The organism is Clostridium sp. (assembly GCF_050717545.1).
GTDB lineage: Bacteria > Bacillota > Clostridia > Clostridiales > Clostridiaceae > Clostridium_AD.
In genome coordinates, this window is record NZ_JBOITN010000032.1 from 21,629 (window position 1) to 44,072 (window position 22,444).

Annotated in this window: 19 protein-coding genes; 4 read left to right on the forward strand and 15 right to left on the reverse strand. The window is 31.3% G+C overall.

The window, feature by feature from the left end; all coding sequences use genetic code 11:
• Positions 1–127: 127 nt before the first annotated feature.
• From ACREVX_RS09525 to ACREVX_RS09545, 5 genes are all read right to left on the reverse strand, one after another.
• On the reverse strand, positions 128–298 hold the full coding sequence (locus tag ACREVX_RS09525; protein ID WP_431543949.1) for a hypothetical protein: 171 nt from the start codon (positions 296–298) through the stop codon (positions 128–130).
• A gap of 38 nt (positions 299–336) precedes the next feature.
• Positions 337–1,167 carry an NAD(P)/FAD-dependent oxidoreductase gene (locus tag ACREVX_RS09530; RefSeq protein WP_431543950.1) on the reverse strand — a complete coding sequence of 277 codons (831 nt, stop codon included), beginning with the start codon at positions 1,165–1,167 and terminating at the stop codon, positions 337–339.
• 696 nt (positions 1,168–1,863) lie between these two features.
• A complete protein-coding gene (gene heR / locus ACREVX_RS09535; protein WP_431543951.1) occupies positions 1,864–2,649 on the reverse strand; it encodes a heliorhodopsin HeR in 786 nt (261 codons plus the stop codon).
• A gap of 332 nt (positions 2,650–2,981) precedes the next feature.
• On the reverse strand, positions 2,982–4,127 hold the full coding sequence (locus ACREVX_RS09540; RefSeq protein ID WP_431543952.1) for a VOC family protein: 1,146 nt from the start codon (positions 4,125–4,127) through the stop codon (positions 2,982–2,984).
• Positions 4,128–4,362: 235 nt separating this feature from the next.
• The gene (locus tag ACREVX_RS09545; protein ID WP_431543953.1) at positions 4,363–4,608 is read right to left on the reverse strand and encodes a peptide deformylase; all 246 of its coding nucleotides are present in this window, start codon (positions 4,606–4,608) and stop codon (positions 4,363–4,365) included.
• A gap of 218 nt (positions 4,609–4,826) precedes the next feature.
• Between ACREVX_RS09545 and ACREVX_RS09550 the strand changes: the two genes are divergently transcribed.
• The 3 genes from ACREVX_RS09550 to ACREVX_RS09560 all read left to right on the forward strand — a co-directional run bounded on the left by ACREVX_RS09550 (position 4,827) and on the right by ACREVX_RS09560 (position 7,328).
• Positions 4,827–5,669, forward strand: a complete 843-nt coding sequence (locus ACREVX_RS09550) for a nitroreductase family protein (RefSeq protein WP_431543954.1) — start codon at positions 4,827–4,829, stop codon at positions 5,667–5,669.
• A gap of 465 nt (positions 5,670–6,134) precedes the next feature.
• Positions 6,135–6,629 carry a hypothetical protein gene (locus ACREVX_RS09555; RefSeq protein ID WP_431543955.1) on the forward strand — a complete coding sequence of 165 codons (495 nt, stop codon included), beginning with the start codon at positions 6,135–6,137 and terminating at the stop codon, positions 6,627–6,629.
• A gap of 510 nt (positions 6,630–7,139) precedes the next feature.
• The gene (locus tag ACREVX_RS09560) at positions 7,140–7,328 is read left to right on the forward strand and encodes an alpha/beta-type small acid-soluble spore protein (RefSeq protein ID WP_431543956.1); all 189 of its coding nucleotides are present in this window, start codon (positions 7,140–7,142) and stop codon (positions 7,326–7,328) included.
• 672 nt (positions 7,329–8,000) lie between these two features.
• Here the strand turns inward: ACREVX_RS09560 and ACREVX_RS09565 are convergent.
• The 3 genes from ACREVX_RS09565 to ACREVX_RS09575 all read right to left on the reverse strand — a co-directional run bounded on the left by ACREVX_RS09565 (position 8,001) and on the right by ACREVX_RS09575 (position 11,324).
• Positions 8,001–8,978, reverse strand: a complete 978-nt coding sequence (locus tag ACREVX_RS09565; RefSeq protein WP_431543957.1) for a diaminopimelate dehydrogenase — start codon at positions 8,976–8,978, stop codon at positions 8,001–8,003.
• A 199-nt stretch (positions 8,979–9,177) separates the two neighbouring features.
• Positions 9,178–9,747: a DJ-1 family glyoxalase III gene (locus ACREVX_RS09570; protein ID WP_431543958.1), complete on the reverse strand. Its 570-nt coding sequence runs from the start codon at positions 9,745–9,747 to the stop codon at positions 9,178–9,180.
• A gap of 200 nt (positions 9,748–9,947) precedes the next feature.
• On the reverse strand, positions 9,948–11,324 hold the full coding sequence (locus tag ACREVX_RS09575) for a DUF4317 domain-containing protein (protein ID WP_431543959.1): 1,377 nt from the start codon (positions 11,322–11,324) through the stop codon (positions 9,948–9,950).
• A gap of 369 nt (positions 11,325–11,693) precedes the next feature.
• Here ACREVX_RS09575 and ACREVX_RS09580 point away from each other — a divergent pair, with 369 nt between their 5' ends.
• Complete coding sequence (locus ACREVX_RS09580; RefSeq protein ID WP_431543960.1) at positions 11,694–13,466, forward strand: aminopeptidase P family protein; 1,773 nt, start codon at positions 11,694–11,696, stop codon at positions 13,464–13,466.
• Positions 13,467–13,566: 100 nt separating this feature from the next.
• On the opposite strand, the gene ACREVX_RS09585 is transcribed toward ACREVX_RS09580, so the two are convergent.
• The 7 genes from ACREVX_RS09585 to ACREVX_RS09615 all read right to left on the reverse strand — a co-directional run bounded on the left by ACREVX_RS09585 (position 13,567) and on the right by ACREVX_RS09615 (position 22,442).
• On the reverse strand, positions 13,567–14,448 hold the full coding sequence (locus ACREVX_RS09585) for an HAD family hydrolase (RefSeq protein WP_431543961.1): 882 nt from the start codon (positions 14,446–14,448) through the stop codon (positions 13,567–13,569).
• 83 nt (positions 14,449–14,531) lie between these two features.
• The gene (locus ACREVX_RS09590) at positions 14,532–15,641 is read right to left on the reverse strand and encodes a glycoside hydrolase family 88 protein (RefSeq protein WP_431543962.1); all 1,110 of its coding nucleotides are present in this window, start codon (positions 15,639–15,641) and stop codon (positions 14,532–14,534) included.
• Positions 15,642–15,674: 33 nt separating this feature from the next.
• A complete protein-coding gene (locus ACREVX_RS09595; RefSeq protein ID WP_431543964.1) occupies positions 15,675–17,369 on the reverse strand; it encodes a glycoside hydrolase family 3 protein in 1,695 nt (564 codons plus the stop codon).
• A gap of 23 nt (positions 17,370–17,392) precedes the next feature.
• Positions 17,393–18,262, reverse strand: coding sequence for a carbohydrate ABC transporter permease (locus ACREVX_RS09600; protein ID WP_431543965.1), 870 nt, complete (start codon positions 18,260–18,262; stop codon positions 17,393–17,395).
• A gap of 39 nt (positions 18,263–18,301) precedes the next feature.
• Positions 18,302–19,252, reverse strand: coding sequence for a carbohydrate ABC transporter permease (locus tag ACREVX_RS09605; RefSeq protein WP_431543966.1), 951 nt, complete (start codon positions 19,250–19,252; stop codon positions 18,302–18,304).
• Between the two features lie 81 nt (positions 19,253–19,333).
• Positions 19,334–20,719: an ABC transporter substrate-binding protein gene (locus ACREVX_RS09610; protein WP_431543967.1), complete on the reverse strand. Its 1,386-nt coding sequence runs from the start codon at positions 20,717–20,719 to the stop codon at positions 19,334–19,336.
• 118 nt (positions 20,720–20,837) lie between these two features.
• A complete protein-coding gene (locus ACREVX_RS09615) occupies positions 20,838–22,442 on the reverse strand; it encodes a response regulator transcription factor (RefSeq protein ID WP_431543969.1) in 1,605 nt (534 codons plus the stop codon).
• Between the last annotated feature and the right edge of the window lie 2 nt (positions 22,443–22,444).

Consider the following 22,444-nt stretch of genomic DNA (forward strand, 5'->3'; position numbering starts at 1 on the left):
GATTGTAATCCTTTTAATATCCTGAAGATTCAAACCACAAACTACATCCAGCTTAAATAATATCATGAATAGACAAATATTGATAGTTTTCGCCCAATCTGTCAACATCTAACACAGCTTGTCCGTTTCACTTCCACCCTCTAAGGGGCCATACATAATCTGGTCGAGAGCTAAGATTAAACGGGAACAGGTTCATTCCTGGTTTAGTTAAATCTGGATCTGCATCTTGTGGTGCATAACTAATTAAAATAGTCGTAACTTCTCCTTGATTTGCTCTTAGCAAATTCGCTTCGCTCATAACCACCCCCGGCAAAAATAAAGCTCCAAATCGGAGTTTTATTCTTTACCTATATTTCTTACATAATCAATTACACTTTTGCCTGCCATAGCACCTTGCACCACAGCATTATTAATCTGCATAAGATCGTCAGTACAATCTCCTGCAGCAAAAACTCCCTTAACATTTGTTTGTTGGTTTGTATCAACAGAAATAGATTCTCCATTAGTAACTAAACCTAATTTGTTAGCAAAATCAACAGTTGCTGCACTTTCATAGGCTATAAAAATTCCATCTACGGCTTCAGTCTTATCATCATTAAAAATAATTTTCTCAAGAAAATCATTGCCCTCTAGTCTCTTTATACCTTTATAGTTTATTTTAAAGCTTTGCTCATATTTCTTGAAACTATCCGTAAGTTCAAGCTCTCTCCCATTAGTGAATATAGTAATATCCTCTGTATAGGCCTTAAGTTCTAAAGCCTCGTAAATTGCATAATCCTTAAAACCAAGCACCCCAACCTTTAAGCCATCATAGAAAAACCCATCGCAAGAAGTACAATGACTTACCCCTTTACCTTCAAAATCACTTAATCTATCAACCATCAACTTTTTATTAGTATGACCAGTTGCTATGAGCAATGATTTAGCTATAAATTTATTTTTTGCAGTAATCACCTCAAAAAAATCATTCTTTTTAATAGATATAACCTCTTCTTCTAACATATCTACGCCAAGGTTCACCACTTGAGTTTTTCTTTTTTGTAATAAAGATTCACAACCATTTATTTCAGCTTTAGAAATTACAAGTGTCTTCAAATTAGCTCTTAAGGTATAAAGTGAAGCCGAATTACCTGCTGGACCTTTTCCAATAATAATCACATCATACATAAAATCACCTCCTGTACAAAATATATTCATTAATTACTAAAATATCTTATATATTATTTAATTAAGTCGATATAATAATTATTTTTAGATACTTGTTGCATTTTTAGGATGTACCTCATATATTTAATTCATACTTTTTCAAAATCCTAAAGAACTTTTTAATTATAAATCTTTCTTTAAAAGTGTTGATTGTTTTTTAATTTACAATTACTCTTTAGTTTTGTCACTACAATGACACAAATAATTGTTATTATAAGCATGTAGTAAGTAATTGGTTTGTTTTAATTAGAGTCCCCCTTTAATTAAATATAAATTTATATAAACCCAAAGAAATGGAGCCAGTAGATAAATATATCTGCTGGCTCCATCTCTTTATTAACTATTTTTTTAATAAATCATTTGTTCATCTTCGCATATTTTTATCTTTCCAGATTAGTTTACCATCTTTAAAATCAATTATCTCCTTAAAAATTTCGGTATTATCGTATATATTAATTTAATCACATATATCAATCGCACCTTTTAAATTTTTTAACGAGGAATAATACCTTCTTTCAATGGTTTCCTCAGTTATTACATGTCCCCCTTTAGTTATCCTAAGCTTAATTCTATCCTATGCAATTTGAAGATTTTCAACTTGGTTTTCTGATTGGGAATTTAGAAAAGGCATCCTCTTTTTGATATCCTAATTTTATATTATTGTGGCTGCATTACACCTGAAAAAACAAGCCATGCCAATATTGATTTTGCAACTAAACTAAGAATTATATAACCTCTTTCCCCATAGATATAGTTTTTCCATTTTCCTATCTTTAAATATTGTAGAATCATATTAATAGGGAATAGGTTAAAGAATAAGAAATATGAGGCAAATACTGCATAAACAAACCATGGAACTTTATCTAAGTTTGAATTACCAAATGCATACATAGTTATTATAATCCAAGGCCCAAAACCAGCGATAGATCCAAATATAAAAGCATACCAATCTGTCTTTTTTGTATATTGGTTTATTCTTTCCATTAATAAGCCAAATAAATTCATTGAAGCATTTAAAGCAAATATTGCTATTAAAAGACCAATATCATATACTCCGAATAACAAGGCAATCAAAGTTATCATTAAAGACGAACTAATGGAATATTCATACCATCTAAATGGATTCATTCCTTTTTCTATATTACGATTATAAATATCATTTATCTTAGGCATTACAATTAAAAAATGAAATAGTGCTGATAGTAATAAAAAAAGTGAAACTCCTACAGCAAATGGCACATTAAACATTTTTTGATTGTCAGTTACGAGTCTCATGGTAACAGTGTCAAATTTTAAAAAGTTCGAATATACTGGAAGCTTAAAAGCAATAACTTTATCAATTGTTAAAGCAAAAAATAACATTAATGCTCCTTGGATAAAATGTAAAAATCCCATAATTAAATTAAATTTGCGAAGTGATTTGAATTTAATATTCTTTTCCATTTTAAAACTCCTTTTAATATTTATTATTAACTATATTCTATTCTATATAGTCACAAAATTCAACTAGTTTGTATTTATTATTAATTAATTATTATTATTAACCCCAATAGTATTAAATCATCTATAGAAAGCCACCCTCTAAATACCTAACTTCAATTAGAGTCCCCCTTTAATTAATTATAAATTTATATAAACCCAAAGATATGGAGCCAGCGGATAAATATATCTGCTGGCTCCATATCTTTCTAAGCTTATTCAACTACACTAGTAAATAGCAAATTCGCTTATAATCATTCTGTCTGGCAAGCTATTGTTAATTAAAACTAAAATAATTACTGCTTTAAAGTTGCACCAGTTAAATCCGCTACATTTTCTTTTGTAAAGAATCCATCAAACCCATTGTATCTGTAGATGTATTCATTTATTAAGAATGTATTTTTAGATGGGTAACTAAAAGTTTGTTTTAAACCTTGCTCAGGAGAACCTACTAATTTTATTAAAAAGTCCATTCCATTTTTCTTTAGCATTTCAAAAGTATATTCAATATGTTCTGTATTGAAAGCAAGATGATGAACTCTTGAACCATAATAATGTACAAATTTTTCAGTAGGGCCTGATTCTTCACCAGATACATAAGGCTTAATTCCAGAGGTGAATACCATAGCAAAATGACCATCTATAACTCTCGCCACTGATGTAATAGAATTCATGGATTTCACAAATATTGCAAAATCAAAATTGTAATTAGTTAACTCCATAAGTTCGAGTATTGCAGCATCTCTATCCTTTGCCAATACTCTTGTAGCTGCATGGTCAAGAGCCTTAATGTTATTAACATAGTTGTCTGTAGGTTTTTTAAAATCTACATTTAATGAAGTAAATCCTTTATCAGAGTAATTTTCTACTGTATTTTTCCATTCTATTAATCCATATGAAAACCCTGTGAAACTAGAAGGTATAGTTTGAATATAGTAATAGTTATCAGTTTCAATTATGTTATCAGTTAAAAAATTAACTCCTCTAGATTTTTGTATTTCATAATATTTCTTAACATTACTACATTTAAATACAAATGCTTCTAGCCTTGTGTTTGGTAAATGCTTAGTACTAGGATGAATATTAAAATCCAGATAAGTATTTTTACCTTTTTTTCTAACTTTTATTAAAACATCTGCGGAGCTTGTGGAGGTATTCTTTAATACGAATATTTTGTCATACTCATTTTCCATAGCAGCGTATAAATCATGGCCTGTATATGTTAAAAACTCCTTTAAAACCTCTTCTTGTGTTTGGAGCTCAGTATTTATAAGAACAAACTGGAGATCACCTACAATTCCATGAAGCCCTAGCTTTATACGGATTTCTTTAGTTTTTTCAGCTTCAATTTTTAATAATTCATCATCGTTTGTAAATTTTTTGTTTATTAGAAGTTTATCTTTATAAGCTAAATGCATATCCCAAAAATTTGGTATAATCATATTTTTTATATTGATCCCTCCCTAAGTTGGTATATTATTAGTTGCATAACCACATATTCAATCAACTGTAAGGTGTTACAAGCATATATATACAGGAATTCCCCTAACCCTTTTGGGAATTTATATTCATCACAGTTAAAACTAAAAGGATATGGACAGTGGCCAATAACGAAGAGCTATCACATCTCCAGAATACATAATATTTAATATATATGCTGGATAACTAAATGTATACTCAAATACTAGATTCTCCAATCTCAATAAATATTTGACCAGATTTATTCACTATCACAAGATTAATTATCCGAACGTTCATATCGCCCATACTAATCACAATAATTCTTTTTTTGACACCAATCATATTAGCTGCCATTCCTACACAGCCTTCTTTATTTGCTTTAAGCGTATCAAGCAAATCCTGTATCACCTGAGCCTCTGCTTTTGTAGCAAGTTCTGATTTTTGATTAAGAAAGAATATCAAAAGTGGTAAATATGTTTATGATAACTATGCAAACAAAGTCAGCAATAGTCTATAAGATAGTAAAGATAAAAACCAAGGAACATATAGAAAAAAGAGCATTATTTGGTTGACAACGCATTATAAATGTATATGTATATGTATATGTATAACATTTTAGTTTAAAAAGGATTATAGGTTGCCTTTAATAACCTAAATATATTTTACAAGAGGAATAATAAATGAATATTGATTTTTCAATTGAAGATACAGTAAAAAAACGATACAGTGCACGAAACTATAAAGAAAGAGAGATTGAACCGGATAAAAGAAAAGCTATTGAATCTTTTATTCATTCTTTAGATAATCCATTGGGGAATAAAGTTAAGTTCCACTATCTTGATGACACGGGCATAAAAAACAAAGAAAAACTTGGAACCTACGGCGTTATTAAAGGAGCAAAGCAATATATCGGAACTACTATTAAATTAGAACCAATGGCACTCGAAGCATTGGGATATGAATTGGAAGCGGTAGTTCTTTATCTAGAACATCTTGGTCTTGGAACTTGCTTTCTCGGAGGAACCTTCAATCGTGAAGGCTTTGCAGATGCTATGGCGATTAAAGAAGGAGAAGTATTTCCAATCATAACACCTTATGGATATGCCGCCGCCAATAAGCATGAAAAAGAGATAGAAATGAGAACAATGATTAAGGCTGATCAGCGTAAAGACTGGAGTCAATTATTTTATAAAAATGATTTTAAGTCACCTCTTACTAAAGAAGAAGCCGGTAGTCTTGCCTTTCCACTAGAAATGGTTCGATTAGCACCATCAGCATCGAATAAACAGCCGTGGAGAATACTTCTTAAAGATGGTAACTTCCATTTTTATGAATACAAAGAACCTGGATATAGCGATAGATTCCCATACGATATCCAAAGAATAGATATGGGGATTGCCGCAGCTCACTTTGATTTTTCGAATAAAGAAAAAGGTTTTAAAGGTAATTTTAATAAGGAATATGAACCACAGCTAGAGTTACCTGAGCATATGGAGTATGTTTTTTCTTGGATTAGGGAATAAAAAATTCTTATGATGCTATATTATTTGCTGGTGGTCATGGTCCTTTGATGGACTTCGTAAATAACAAAAATATAGAGAACTTAATTTTAGATACCTACACCAATGGAAACATTGTCCGAGATAATATTAGAAAATTTAATTAATAAAAACTAATCCATTTATAGACACTTTATTATTTGATTATAAATAATAAAGTGTCTATATTTTTTTAAACCTTATGATATTTCAGGATCATTTTTCAGTATTTTCTATATCCTTTGCATATCCACTAGCTACTAATTTTCCAAATATTTCAGTTGTACATTTAGGATTGTTATCCCTCATTTGGTTCTTAATGCTGAGTCTTCCGCGGGGATGTTAACAAATTATAATCAAATGTATATAAAATCATGTAACCAATATTAGTAATGTTGCATACTTTACAGTGACCACTAAATTTTTTAAATATAAGGAGTGTTAAAATAAATGAATTCTACGAGTTGTTATGAATGTTCAAATTGTAATAAGCACTGCAACGATAGATTTGACAGATCATTATGTACAATAGAAACCTCATATCCAGGTCTACAGAATATAGTTTTAAATAACCCAATATTTTTAGGTTCAATAGTCGATGGAACAAAAACAGGCAGATGTATACACCTGGTCGGAAATAGCTTAGTTTTTTCTACACCAGGGCTATATTTAGTAACTTATAGCACGTCTGCAGTATGGACCACACTTCCCTATGGAACCAACGAGGCTATAATCAAATTAAAACTCAATAAAACACTATTAGATGGTTCTGAAACTAGAGTTCAAGTGTTGACACCACAGCTCGAGGAAAACCAAACATCAAATTTAGCTAAGACAGTTCTTGTTCCCGTAACTGCTAGAAATTCATCCTTAACTTTAATAAGTACAAGCTTGCAAATTATGGGCTTTATAAACACAACAGTAACTGTTGTAAAAGTAGGATAATAGAAAGTTAGTTTAAATAACAGATCCTTTAAAAAGTACAAGCTTCCAGTTCTTGCTACGACCTAGGTCGTAGTAGAAACTGAAAGTTTGTTTGCGTTTGGTTCCATCATGTCATTATCGGAACTTTCCTTCTAAAATGTCGTTAAACTGAAAAATGTCCATCCCTGGTTTAGTTAAATCTAATTTTGCATCTTGTGGCGAATAACGAATTAAAATAGTCGTAACTTGTCTTGGATTTTTGGAATAAAATTTGCGGTAAATAAAAAATTTTATGTAATATAAATATATAGTTAAAGTTGGAATTTTTTAAACACTTCATTCATACCTTATAAGTATAGTATACAAATAAAGTATGCGACAGTTAATAGCTATTCTCCCGAGGAGAGTAGCTATTTTTATGAATTTTTATATTATTATATCCATAAATTACTATGAATATTGTTTATTATAATGCACATGATAATAATATCCAAATGATATTAATTATTATTTAAAGAGGAGGTGATTTATATGTCAAGAAGTAGAGTATTAATTCCTGAAGCTAAAGCTGGATTAAATAAATTTAAGATGGAAGCAGCTAAAGAAGTAGGAGTAAATCTTACAGACGGTTACAACGGAGATTTAACTTCAAGAGAGAATGGTTCTGTAGGTGGACAAATGGTTAAAAAAATGGTTGAGGCTTACGAAAATAATTTATAATATGTAATAAGAGTGAAAGAATAGAGTCTAGTATAATTGCTAGGCTCTATTTTATATTAGCAAATTCACCTCGCTCATAAAATCCATCGGAAACAGCTCCACCATATCCCCAAACTATAGTGATTGTAAAATAATATTTAAGGTAAGATCAGGTTACTTTTCTTTTAATTGAAGTTTTATCCTGGGCAACTTATTTTGAACCATTATCAGTGGCATTTACCGATGTTCCAACTAGTTATTGAAGCCTTAAAAAGAATAAAACCATGGGAACAACCTAGAATATATATTAAATATCTGACAAGTGTAAATTTGGTTATGCCATATCTGGATTTTATCTATACATTCTGTTGGATTCCAGGATTAATCTTGGCTTTCTTTGGAATATACTGGGTTGTGGGGCTTATGACAATACTGGTTCTTCCTTTAACTTTTATAAGTTATGCAATATTATATAAATATCAAATGTGTGTGTTCAAGACTTTAGATTTGAAAATAAGAAAAAATATATTGGGTCTTATATTTTTCGTATTGTTCTATCAATTGATTATATGGACCACTGCGTTTCCAATTCCATTCTGGACGTGCAAAAAGGACTAAGGAAGTCTATCCTTAATCCTATTATATTAAAATTACAGTAAAAACAAGAATATGACAATCGAAATCATTATAAGTTTATAACAACTCTTTTCTTAATTCTGCTGCTGATTTTGGAGATAAATAACTAAATGGTATATCTAATACTGTACGAGCTCCTGTTTGACCCTCATTATGTAATCTATAAACTGCTCTTGCATAAGCTACTAACACACTAGCAGTAAACTCTGGATTACTATCAAGTTTTAAACTAAACTCCATTCTCTGATTTGTACCATCTCCAGTAGCTCCTGTACGAATAACAAATCCACCATGAGGCATACCATTGTGATTTGTCTTCAGCTCTTCCTCAGTTATGAAATTTACGGTTGTATTATAGTCTTCAAAATAATTCGGCATATACTTAATTTCACTTTTAATTTCATCTAAATCAGCTGCAACTTCTGGTACAACATAGCAAACTCTCTCATGTTTTTCTTTAGTTGAAAGCTCTATATTCTTTCCTGCACGCACCATATCAATAGCACTTTCAATAGGTACCGTATATTGAACGCCATCTTTAACGCCTTCTACTCTTCTAATAGCATCAGAATGTCCTTGGCTTACCCCTGTTCCCCAGAAAGTATAATCTTTTCCACTTGGAAGTACTACCTCCCCTAGAAGACGATTTAATGAAAATAGTCCTGGATCCCAACCAACTGATATAAGTCCAATAGTACCAGCATTCTTCGTTACCTCATCTACCTTGTTAAAATGTTCTGGTATCTTGGCATGAGTATCGAAACTATTTACTGTATTAAATATTTCTGCAATCTCCGGCGTTTGTTGTGGCAAATCAGTTGCAGACCCTCCACAAAGAATCATAACATCAATTTTGCCTTTGTAATTAACAATTTCTGAAATATGTACCACCTTTGAGGCAGCCAGTAACTTATCAGGATTTCTCCTTGTAAAAATAGCCTCTAACTGAAAATCTGGATTTTGTGCTAAAGATAATTCTACACCTTTTCCAAGATTTCCATATCCTACAATACCTACTCTAATTTTATTACTCATTCATTTCCCTGACTCTAAAGCCAAGTCCCTCCTTTTTTATAAATCAAAATTTTAAGTTTATTATAAGGTTATCATAATACCTCACATTTTTCCATACTATATTAGCAAAAATAACTTATCCACTGCGTTACCAATTTCTCAAACGGGGTAATACCAGCCAACTAATAAATGTAAAAATTGTTTTTTTATTTCATCTTATCTACTCGCATTTACTTTCATTTACCATATCATAAAGCATTTCTTGCTTTAACAAACTACTATTTCCACCTAATACATTTACTAATGTATAAGCAAATGCTAAGGTTGATGCAGGCCCTCTGCTAGTAATCAAGTGATCATCAACCACAACGATATCTTCTACATAATTTGCATCTTTAAGCAATGTAGTATATACCTCTCCAGGATATGATGTTATTGTGCGACCCTTAACAATTCCTGCTTTTTCTAGAATCATCGGCGCTGCACAAATAGCTGCAACAAATTTTTCAGGTGCTTTATCAAAATATTTTACTAAATCAATGACCCTTTCATCATTTCTTAAATTTGTTGCACCTGGTAATCCACCAGGTAAAACAATCATATCGTATTCTTTTATTTCATCACTTATAATTTTGTCCGCCTTTACCTCAATGCCATGAGAACCTTTTACCATTTCTTCATTGATGCTTACGCAATTACATTCAAATCCTGCCCTTCTTAAAATATCAACTACAAATAATGCTTCACCCTCTTCAAACCCTTCTGCTAAAAAAACTGCAACTTTTCTCAATTTAACTCTCCCCTTTCATTACTAATATAATCATTACGTGGATTAAATTTTTATTATGCTTGCTTTATTTTTTCCTCAATTATACTTACTATGTTTTGTTAACTAATTTTCATTTCATGTTATATAATTGCCCAATTATAACATAATCTGTATACTAAATATTACTAACAAATTTATTTACAGTATAATATAAACTTATTTTAAATTAAATTATCTATACCATTAACCGTAGTTTGTTCATTGTCATTAATAGGAATAACTATGCATCTTTGGCCATTAATTATTTGAGATTTTATTTGAGATACTTTTTCGGGTTTTACTTGTAGTATAACATCATAATGAAGGGTAACATTATTATCTTCTGAAATTGCATCTGGAACTTTATCTAAATTAGTTTCTAATGTTTCTTCTAAATCAGTTGCACAGGCTTCTTCTAAAACCTCATTATCATCATTAACTTCTGTAGACAGGTCAGCTTCATTATCTATAACAACATTCTCTTGTTTAACTTGATCAAGTCTAGCTTGAAGTATTTCTACTTCTTTATGAAGGCGTTCTTCCTTTTTTCTTTGCACATTTGCCTTAAGAGCCTTTGTGTCAATTAAATGCTTTGCTAAAGTGATATCATCACCAAAGTTCTCTACATAAGAGTTTTCAATCAAAGTAGTAATTTCCTGTGGAACTTCACTTTCTATTAAAAGGTTTTGTATATCCTTCTTAGTTAAGCTTATAGGTTCACAATCTGCATCATGATTTAGATCATTGTATTCTTCTATCATAGTGCTTAGGTTTTCTTGTATATCCATAAAAATTTTATCAGCTTTATCATCACCTGCGCTAAAAGAATCTTTAATAATTGATTGAAATGTTTCCTTTTGCACCGTAGCCGTTGTTTTTGAATGACACCCTAGAACATTTTCCATTAATTCAGTATGTGTATCCTTTGCATTTTTTGTATAATACATAATAGAATTAACATCGCAGCTACGATCAATAAATGCAGGAAACACAAATCCATTAGTTGGGGACTCGACTACCCAATCTCTAATACGTGCTCCTATTTCATTTTGCTGCTCAAAGTATCTAAGACCAGGCTCTGAAAGTGAAACTGGACATATTGCACATAACACATATTCATATACTTCTTCAGATTCATCTATCTTTATATTATCTTTGGTCTTGCTAACAACATCATAAGCATCATGAAAAAAGAGTATTAAAAAATTACCAGTGTAATCATAATTAGCTATAATCAAATCATAAAGATTACCTACAATAGCATCATCTTTTAATTGACTGTTTTTAAGATGCATAAGCGAGGTCTGTCTTTCATTTGTAAAATCTTCATTAGTTGTAAAGTTAAGCTCTAAAATATTATTCCCAATAGTTCCAGACAGTACTTTTTTAGCAATTTCTAAATATTTAAAGTATTCATCCTCATCTAAATTTAAAAAGCTTTCTCTAAATTTTAAAATAGTATGTTTTTCTCCGTTAACATAGCAGCCACACATTTTAGTGAAGGTACATTGTTCTTTTTTAAAACGTCTTTTTAACTCAAGTATATCTTTTCTTCTCATTTATAAGCTCCTCAATTTATAGACAAACCCTACGTAAATTTATAACTTAAATGGTTTGTCTTTAGTATTTTTTATTTGTAGCTATAATTAATATATTATCGTTATTAATTATAGTATTTTTTTTACAGAAAATAAAGGGTTTATATTAGTAAAACAACAAATATTCGATACAACCTATGTAAGGTTCCCGACCCTTGAATTTTGGAATAGAAAGACTACTAGAATTTTAGCAGGCGTAATGTCCGATATTATAGGTTTAACCGGGGGTAGTTAATTGTTGTAGATTTATCTGTTATAATGAATACAAAGATATAAAATATTGTGAGTAAATAATTGCAAGTGAAGCTTACAAAATAAAGGGTGATTAGGATGAATGTAAAAGAAAGAATTGAACAATTAAGAAATGAAATGAGACAAAGAGGTATAGATGCTTACATTGTGCCCAGTTCGGACCCACACCAAAGTGAATATGTAGCAGAGCACTATGCTGCTAGGACTTTTATGACAGGATTTACAGGTTCTGCAGGTACTGCAATTGTAACTTTAACACAGGCAGGTTTATGGACAGACGGAAGATATTTTATACAAGCAGAAGATCAATTAATAGATACAGGAGTAACACTATTTAAAATAGGCCTAGATGGTGTCCCAACTTTAGAAGCATTTTTGAAAGAAACACTTAATAAGGGAGCAAAAATTGCTTTTGATGGTAAGGTTATTTCGGAAGAGTATTTTAGAGAACTAAAGATTACTTTAGAATCTTGTAGATTTTCCTATGAGGTTAATGAAGATTTAGTAGATATAATTTGGAAAGATAGACCACAGAAACCTTGTAGCAATGTAATTCTACATGATGTAGCATATGCCGGAGAGTCAAGAGAATCAAAACTTGCTAAGGTAGAAAGTGAAATGGAAAATATGGGAGCAAATTACTATGTTATATCTGGACTTGATGACATAGCGTGGCTGTTAAACATTAGAGCGAGAGATGTAAAATGCAACCCACTAAGTATCTCTTATGTAGTTGTTTCAGAGGAAAAATATTTTTTATTTATAGACGATAAGAAAATAAATTCTGGGGTTAGGCGAGAACTTGAAAAGGCTAATGTAGAAATAATGGCTTACGAAAGCATAAGTGAATTTTTAGGGAAAATCAAAGATGGAGCAATATTACTTGATGCAGCAAGAACTAGTACTTGGATTTATAGTTCTATAAATATTAAGATTTTAGAGGCTATGGATATTACTACAAGATTTAAAGCTATAAAGAATGAGATTCAAATTAAAAATGTTAGAAAGGCTATGCTGCGCGATGGTGTGGCTATGGTTAAATTTATAACATGGATAAAGAAAACTATAAAATCTCGTAATATTACAGAAATAGAAGCATCAGATAAAATCGAGGAGATAAGAAGTGCAGGAGAAAACTTCTATGATTTAAGCTTTGCATCAGTTTCAGCTTATAAAGAAAATGCTTCTATGCCTCATTACTCGGCTACGCAGAAAAATCAAGCTACTATAAAGCCGAAGGGGCTTTATCTATTAGACTCTGGTGCTCAATATTTAGATGGAACAACGGATATCACAAGAACACTAGCTGTAGGTCACTTAACTGAGGAAGAAAAAACAGATTTTACATTAGTATTAAGAGGAATGATTAATCTAACATTGCAGAGATTTTTATATGGAACTACAGGTTCAAATTTAGATATTATTGCTAGAATTCCACTTTGGAATGCAGGTATGGATTATAAGCATGGAACAGGACATGGAGTAGGTTTCTTTCTAAATGTTCATGAAGGACCACACAGAATATCTGTGATTCCTAATACTGTTGTTCTTAAAAAAGGAATGGTAGTATCCAATGAACCAGGAGTTTATAAATTAGGAAAGCATGGTATAAGAATAGAAGACTTAGTTGTAGTTCAAGAAGATGAAAAAACTGAGTATGGTGGACAATTTATGAAGTTTGAGACTTTAACACTATGCCCTATAGACTTAGAAGCTATAGATGTGTCCTTATTAACAATTGATGAAAAATCCTGGTTAAATAATTATCATAAAACTGTATTTGAGAAGCTCTCTACTTATTTACAAGGAGAAGAACTAGAATACTTAAAACAAGCAACAGTAGCAATATAAATATAATATTCTAAACAAGTTAGTAGTAGTTTACTTTTAGTGAACTACTACTAACTTGTTTAGCCCTGTTTAAATTTTAATTATGAATTTTCTTACACTTCTACTCCCAAGGCAGATTAGAATGTAACACATCATTAAATTCACAAATTAACTGTTCTTCATATTTCCCCTTGTAGCTTCCATTTACAAACTTATCAAAAGCTTCATTATAAAATTTTTGCCATGACAACTCTTCTTTGCCTGGTATTATTGGATAGTATAAAACCCCATTATCTTTTGCGGCTTTTAAATCTCCAGGTGCATCACCCACCATTAATACTTGAGAATTATCATATTTCTCATTTTTTACATATGCAATACATGAAGTTTTAGATCCCATTTCCTGTCCAGCTAATACTTTAACAAAACAAGCAATTCCATGTTCATTCCATTCCTTTTTTAATGCCTCGGCATTAGCAGAAGAAATTACAGCTATATCAGCATATTTTTGTGCTTTTTCTAAACTTTTGTTAACACTTTCAAAAGGTAAACAATCTACCTTAGATTTTGCAATCGCCTCGTTAACTGACTTAGACCAAATAATAGCCTTTTCTAAAAAAATATCACTATGCTCTTCTATCCTAGCCTCAAGTAAAACATTAGATAATTCATCATTCTCCTTCGTCCACTCACATAGAGATTTAATATCTGGAAGTTTAAATTTTTTATTTAATATTGTTTTCTTGTCCTTTAATAACTCAAAGACTTTTACCAATGCTAAAAAACGATTTATTCCTCGCCATTGTGAGTAAAGATTAACATAGTTCCATACCTGCGTAACATCTTCTGCAATACTTTCCAACTTCCATATTTTAATCATCTTTGGTCCGAAAATTTCTTTATGCTTGTATTCCATGGTATTTACAGCACATCCATCAGAATCTACACACACTAAAAACTCTTTTTCTTTTTTCATCTCTTTTAACTTTAATGCTGAGTCCATTTTATATACCATCCTTTTAATACAATCCTTATAAATACTTTTGGAATCAAATTCTAGCTTACTCCCAAAGTAAATTTAGAATACTAAAAAATACGTCTTTTCCAACCTAATAATTTTGCTATCCCCTCTACAAAAAAGTAATCACCATAAATCAGTGAAACATTTATTCCAACATTACCTGGCTTATTGCTGGTAGCAGAATTTAAAATCCCTTCCTCTTCTGGTTTATTAAAGTTTGAATAGTTTTTCGCAAGAGAAAACAATATCTTTTCTGCCCAGTTTTTGTAAACTTGTCCTTCCTCTTTGCTAAGACAAGCAGCGATTTCAAGCAATCCTGAAGCTGCACAAGCAGCTGCAGAAGTATCCCTTGGTTCACCAATATTTGATGGTAATCTAAAATCCCAATATGCTATGTTATCTTCAGGCATACAAGAAATAAAATATTTTGCAACTTTAATTGCTGCTTCTAAATACTTAATATCACCTGTAGATTTATAACAATTAGCCATACCATATATTGCCCACGCTTGCCCCCTACTCCATGATGAACCTGGTCTATATCCCTGCCCTCCCTTTTCATCTACAACTTCACCAGTTTCTGGATCAAAACATACAACATGTTTTACTGACCCGTCATCTCTTATAAAATCATGAATTACTGTATCTGCATGTGCTACCGCTATATGTTTAAATCTTGGATCTCCTGACTCAGTAGAAGCCCAAAACAGTAAAGATAAATTCATACACGTATCAATAATTGACCAACCAATTTTTTCATCCTGATTCCAAGCACGTATAAAGTTTCCCGCAATATTAAATCTTCCTGCTAGAAAATTTGCTGCAAAAATCCCACGTCGCCTTGCATCCTCATCACCAGTTATCTTATATTTAATTACTGCTGTTGGTAAAAATTGAAATCCTACATCATGATGGAACCTATTTTCCATTAGGTACAAAGCTTCTATTTTCTCATCAAAGTCCCATGCAGCATTTTTATATTTATCTTTTCCAGTCATTTCGTACATAACCCAAAGCGTTCCTGGCCAAAATCCAGATGTCCACCAATCATAGCTATTATTATCATAAACACCATCTTTAGTCATATGACAAGCTTTAGCATTTAGCGAATACATATTTGTGTTAACTTTTTTTTCAATTTTCTCTAATATATCTTGCACACTTAAACTTCCCATATCCGTACCTCCCAAAAAACTATTCTTCTATGTTTATTTACCAAGTTTATACTCAATAGGCCATTCGCCTTCAGGAACTACTTCACCAAATATTACTCCCGCAACAACCTCTATATTCGCTGGAGATGTTGCAAATGTTATAATAACTGAATCCGCTTCTTTTGGTATACTTAATACTTCATAAGGCGTATTGGTAACTAGTATTACTTTCTTAGATTTATCACCTGCGATTTCTTTTATAATATCATTATTTGCAAGTTTTCCTCGTATATAGAAATTAGTTACAACTATTGTATCGAAGTCGTTAACTCTTCTTCTAATATTTTCTATATCTTGTTCATCGAAAGTATAACTTGTTTCTAAATATGTAACATTTTTATTATACTTTGAGCACTTTTTAAACAATATACCTGGATGCCAAGTAAAATCATTTGGTGTTTTATTTATTTGTTCTATAATTAATATCTTTTCTTCTTTATTTAAAGGTAACAAATTACTTCTATCTCTTGCCACAAGAACAGATTTTCTTGCAACCAATTTTGATAGTGCAATAATTCTCTTATCGTTAATTACATTTTCAGGTTTTTCATCTGTCATTTTTTCATAATTAAAGAGCCCATACTCATACTTTGTATTTAATACTCTATAAACTTTTTTATCTAATTCGTAAGCACTTATTCTTCCTTCTTGAAGAAATTGTTTTATGGTATTAAAGGTTTCTTCAACTAAACTTCCTTCAGCCTTCATTAGTACAAGATCTGCGCCAGCTTCAAGAGATAATGCACAAGCATTTGCAACTCCATATCTTGTAGCAATAGCACCCATGGTCATACTGTCTGTAGCAATTACTCCCTCAAATTTTAATTCCTCTCTTAGTAACCCAGTTAATATCTTCTTTGACACTGTAGCGATATTCTCACTATCAAATGCTGGGAATATACTGTGAGCAATCATAATTGATGGCAACAAATCTTTTTCAATAAGAACTTTGTAAGGTAATAATTCTCTTTTTAACATAGTTACTTTATCAACATTTATAATTGGCACCTCAAAATGGGCATCTACAGGTGAATCTCCTCTTCCAGGAAAATGCTTGCCTGTTGCAATCAAACCACCCTCTTTGAACCCTAAACAAGATTGCTCGGAGTATTCCACAACTTCTTCTACTCTATCTGAATAAGATCTTGTATAAACCTCTGGGTTTCTAGAATCTACATTAACATCAATTACTGGTGAATGTATCCAATTAAACCCAACAGCTTTACTTTGCTTAGAAACAGCTAACGCAACTTCATATGCTAATTTGCTATCACCAGTTGATCTTATTCCCATTGGCTTTGTGAAAATATTTACTCCACTAAAATTAAAGTCTGAACTAGTACCACCTTCTTGATCAAAAGCGAAGTGAAGGGGTATTCCATGAGGCCTGCTCATTGCTAATTCTTGAAATCCATCAAGTAATTCTTTATATTGTGAAGCAGTTGTAGTTGGAGGCTCTATACCAATTTTAAAACCTTTTTCATCTACAACATTAACAACAGTTTCTCCTGATTTAGGATTTACATAACTTCCAAAACTTCTTGAAGTTGGAGAAAGCCTTAACCCACCACAATGATATTTAGTTATAAACTCGTATATATGTGGCATTGCTATAGTTCCACTAAAGCCTAATGTTAATACTGCTCCAACCTTTTCATCTAATGTCATCTTAGAAACTAAATTTTTCACATATTTATTCTCAGTCCTCAAAATCATCCTTTAACACCGCCAACAGTCAAACCAGAAATAAATTGCTTACTAGCCAATATATATACTATAAGCATTGGTATTAATGCTATAGAAGCTCCAGCCACCATTATGTTCCATTGAATCGCAGCTCCATCAGCATATTTTAGGTTTACAACTCCTACCGTCAATGTCATAAGACTTCTATTCATTATTGAAAATATAGATGGCAATACGTATGAATTCCAAGCGTCTCTAAACGAAAACAATCCAACAACCCCTAGTATAGGTCTAATTAAGGGAAGTATTATTTGCCAATAAATTCTAAACGAACTACAACCATCTATTTTTGCAGCTTCGTCAAGTTCCTTTGGAATTCCTTTTACGAATCTTTCAACTATAAATATGTTCATACCTTGTGCTCCAATTTGAATTAAAATTATTGCCCACATACTGTTGTTTAGTCCGATACTTACCATCATAATATACAATGGTTTATATACAATTGCTCCTAAAGTTATAAACATTGTAGATAGAAGTACTCCTTTAAAAATTTTTTTACCAACAAAATCCTTCCTTGCAAGTACATATCCTGCCATTGACGAAATTATTAAAGCGCCCAAAGTAACAAAGACACAAAAATAAAGACTGTTCCAAGTATATATTGCAAAATTGGCTTTTTGCCATGCATCAATATAATTTGTAAGATTCCATACCTTTGGAATGATGTTACCACCTATCATTAGTTCATTATTACTTTTAAATGACCCTAAAATAATATAAATAACAGGAAACAATGTAAATATAACCATAGAAATTATGAAAATCCATTTCAATATATCAAGGAATATCCTCAAAAGAAATTTTACATTTTTATAATTTGAATTAGCTTTCATATTAATTCCACCTTTCATTTAGCCCTTCACCTCATTTTATTATGTGTCCTCATTTGATTTTCTAGAGTAATAGAGATACGCGCAGGTTATTAAACCAACAATAATAGCTGATACAAATGCTGCTGTAGCACCATAACCATAATCAGTTCTGAAATCAGAACCATCAGACATAGGGAAAAATAGCTTATATACATAAAGAAACATAACATCTGTGGATCCATTTGGACCTCCGCCAGTAAGAACCATAATACTTTCATATCCCTTAAGTGATACAGTTATCGCCATCATTATTATAACCTGCATAACTGGTCCAAGCATAGGAATGGTTATAAACCATGTTGTTTGCAACTTATTTGCACCATCAATCTCCGCACTTTCATATATTTCTTGCGGTATTGATTGAAGACCCGCAATAAAATAGATCATATAATTACCTATTGCTCCCCATACTGCTACTAAAATTACTGACACCATAGCATATTTTCTACCTAGCCAATTAACAGGCTGGCTAACCAAATGGAATCCTACTAATATCTGGTTAAGTACACCATTGTATGGATTCAATATGTAATAAAACATCATGGCCATAACAGCAGTACTGATAATTGTAGGCATAAAAATCATAGCTCTAACTATATCTTTTCCTTTTAATTTTTCATTTATAAATAATGCAAGAAGAAATGATATCGGAATAGTCAAAAGGATTTTTCCACCACCATACACAAATGTATTCATAACTGTTTTCCAAAAATAAGTATCCCTTGTGAAAATTCTAACAAAATTTGCCATACCTATAAATTTAGCTGGTGTAGATTCGTCAAATTCAGAGAACATATACCTAAGAACCCATAGTAATGGATATATAGAAAATACCAAAAGAAAAATAAAACTAGGAAGAATCATTCCATATGTCTGCAGTCTTTCTTTTAGATTTTCTTTCTTATTATAATTTGAAGATTTATTAGTATTATTTCTTTGTATAACTTGCATGTCTCTTCCCCCTTTTTAAAAATTATGCCTGGTACTCCTTTGTGTTTCCGGAGCCAGGCACATTTAATTTATACTTACTATTTATTTAACAATTAGGGATGATGGATCAAAATCGGGTATCTTGTAATCTTTTACTGCTCCTGATTTAATTCCTTCTTGTAGAGCATCATTATATTTTTTATTAAGACCACCTATCTCTTTATCAAATGTTGTACCACCTGTAATAATATTTGCAAATATATCATTAAAAGGACTTCCTTCAATTTTAAGAGCTCTTACATTAGGTATTGATGGATAAATTGCATCGTCTTTTGTAGGTAAAAAATCACTCATAGCTTTAACCGTTGATGGTTTCGACTTTGCTAGTACTGTTGGAACCATAACTACACCTAAACCCTTTTCATTGTAGCCCGTTTGTACCTCATCTGAGTAGAAAAATTTCATTACATCCCAAACCTGATCTTTATTATCTGACTTACTGCTCATAAACAACCACCTTAGACCGCTTATATAAGCTGGTGCTTTTACAGTTCCATCAATTGTAGGAACTGGAGCCGCTGCATAGTCAACTTTAGATTTAGGGGATAACGCATCATACCAAGATGGTTCCCATGCTCCTGACAAGTACATTCCTATTTTTCCTTGCGCAAATTGTGTTCTCATTGGATCTACGTCAAGAGATTCATAACCAGGGAACATAGAACCATCTTTAGCCATACGAGCGAATGCTTGTACAATGGGTTTATATGGAGAAAAATTGAATGAACCGGTTTTATAATCATAATTTCTGAAACCGCTCTTCATACCAATTACATTAATTGATCTCTCAATAGATGTTTGAGTATTCTTCATATTAATTGCAAACCCATATGCTTTGTCTGCTTTTCCTACTGCTGTTATCTTCTTAGCATCTTCAACCATTTCATTAACTGTTTTTGGAGGAGCAGCAATACCGGCTTTCTTAAATAAATCCTTATTATACATAAGTCTATAAGTTATGCCTGTATTAATTAGACTGTAAATCTTTTTATCTACGCCATTATCTCCTTCACTATATAACATTTTTCCATAACGCGCCTTCATCTCGGGTGTTATATATTTGTCTAATGGTTCTATTTGACCCTTTGGAACATAATAACTTGCTATATCTTGACCTGTAAATATATCAGGTGCCTGATTTGATTGATAAGCTAAATCCAGTGCTTGCCTAAAATTATTGGAACTTTGAACAACATAATCAACTGTAACTCCTGCCTTGTTTTCTTTATTGTACTTTGCAACCATAGCTTTCATAAAGGTTGAATCAGAATTTTGAAAAGTCCACCATGTTAGTTTTACCGGTTTTACTGTATCCTCACCACTTTTTTTCACTGCTTGACCATTTGATGATCCACAACCCACAAGTAAAGTTGCTGTTATAGTAAAAGCTATTGCTTGTGTTAGAAATCGTATACACTTTCCTTTCATATTAAAACCCCCCATTAATTATTTTTCGGTAAGTTCAGTTTAATATATATGGCAAAAACGAACAATGCGAATATCTTCAAAAAAGGGAGAAAAACTTTAAAAGGTTATTTACACGCTTTTAAAGTTTTCTATATTTCACAACATATTCCTTAGGTGTTAGTCCCGTACATTTCTTAAATATTTCACTAAAATATCTTCTATCTTTATAGCCAACCTTGTCTGCTATCTCATAAACCTTATCTCTCCCTGAAAGGAGGAGTAGTTTCGCCTCCTCAACTCTTAGCCGTGTTACCCTATCAACAAAGTTTTCATTGTAATGTTCTTTAATAAGTGTTGATATATAGCTAGGGCTTATAAATATATGCTTTGATATATTATTTAAAGATATATCCTTCATATAGTTTTCATTAATATAATCATTAATTAGATCTATATTTCTCTTCTCATTTACTTTTCTAAGATTGAAAATATAATTAGTTATTTCAATTATTACTTTCTTTAATTTATCTTTAGCTTCGCTTAATGTCTCAAGGCTATTTAATTTATTTACGTACTCCAACTCATCTCCTAAAATTTCTTTTATACTTATTTCTTCTACCATAAGTTCTTTTGAAATTGAAAATATAAATTCACTTAGATAACTTTTTATTAGCTTTGGTAAATTAGGGTTTTTGTTACGTATCTCCTCAATAAAAGAATCAAAAATCTCCTCAACCCGCTCTACCGCTCCTATTTTTATGTACTTTATAAGATCTTCTAAGATCTTATGAGGGTATCTAAACGTTCTATCTCCACTTACATCTATATCTTTAACACTAATAATGCTATTTTTACCTATAATAAATCTGTTTTCTACCGACTGCATCGCCTCCTTATAAGAAACAGGAATATCCTGAGACCTTTCATAATGTCTCCCGATTCCAATAGAAACTGATAAGTGCAGGTATTTGTTTATACTTTTCTTACACTTATCGGCAATAGAGAAAATATTATTATACTTATCGTTCATTATAATAGATATTGTGGACTTGTCAGTTTTAAATACAACATTCTTGCAAAACGTGCCTATATTTTCCTCTAGTATGTTTACAATACCGAATAATAACAAATCATAGTTTTTACCTAAATTTAAAGAATAAATATTTTCATAATCATCAATTGAAACGACCATCACTCTGAAACCCTCAACATCAAGGTCAACTTCCAAGTAACTCAGTTTTTCCTTCATTCCTTCAATATCATTTTCCGCATGAGATACTAAATAAGTAAAGTACTTATCTTTAACCAAATATAGATTTTCTTTAACTCGTTGAAATAGTTCTATTTTTTCGCTAAACCTCATTTCTTCAATTACTATTTCTTCTTTTGCTTTCAAGACTGCTTTAGTTATAGTTTCAATGGTAGCAGGCTTTAACAGATATTCGCTAGCTCCAAACTTAATAGCCTGTTGAGCGTACTCAAATTCACCATATCCACTGAGCAATATTATTTTAATTGTCTTATCAAACTCTACAGCCTTTTGAGTCAATTGTAATCCATCCATAACTGGCATTTTTATATCTGTTACAATAATTTTAGGTTTTAGTTTTTTTACTAATTTTAATGCCTCTAATCCATTTGATGCAGTACCTATAATTTCAACACCAATTTCTTCCCAGTTACCTAATTTTTCTATACCCCTTACGATATCTTCCTTATCATCTACTATTATCATTCCATACATAA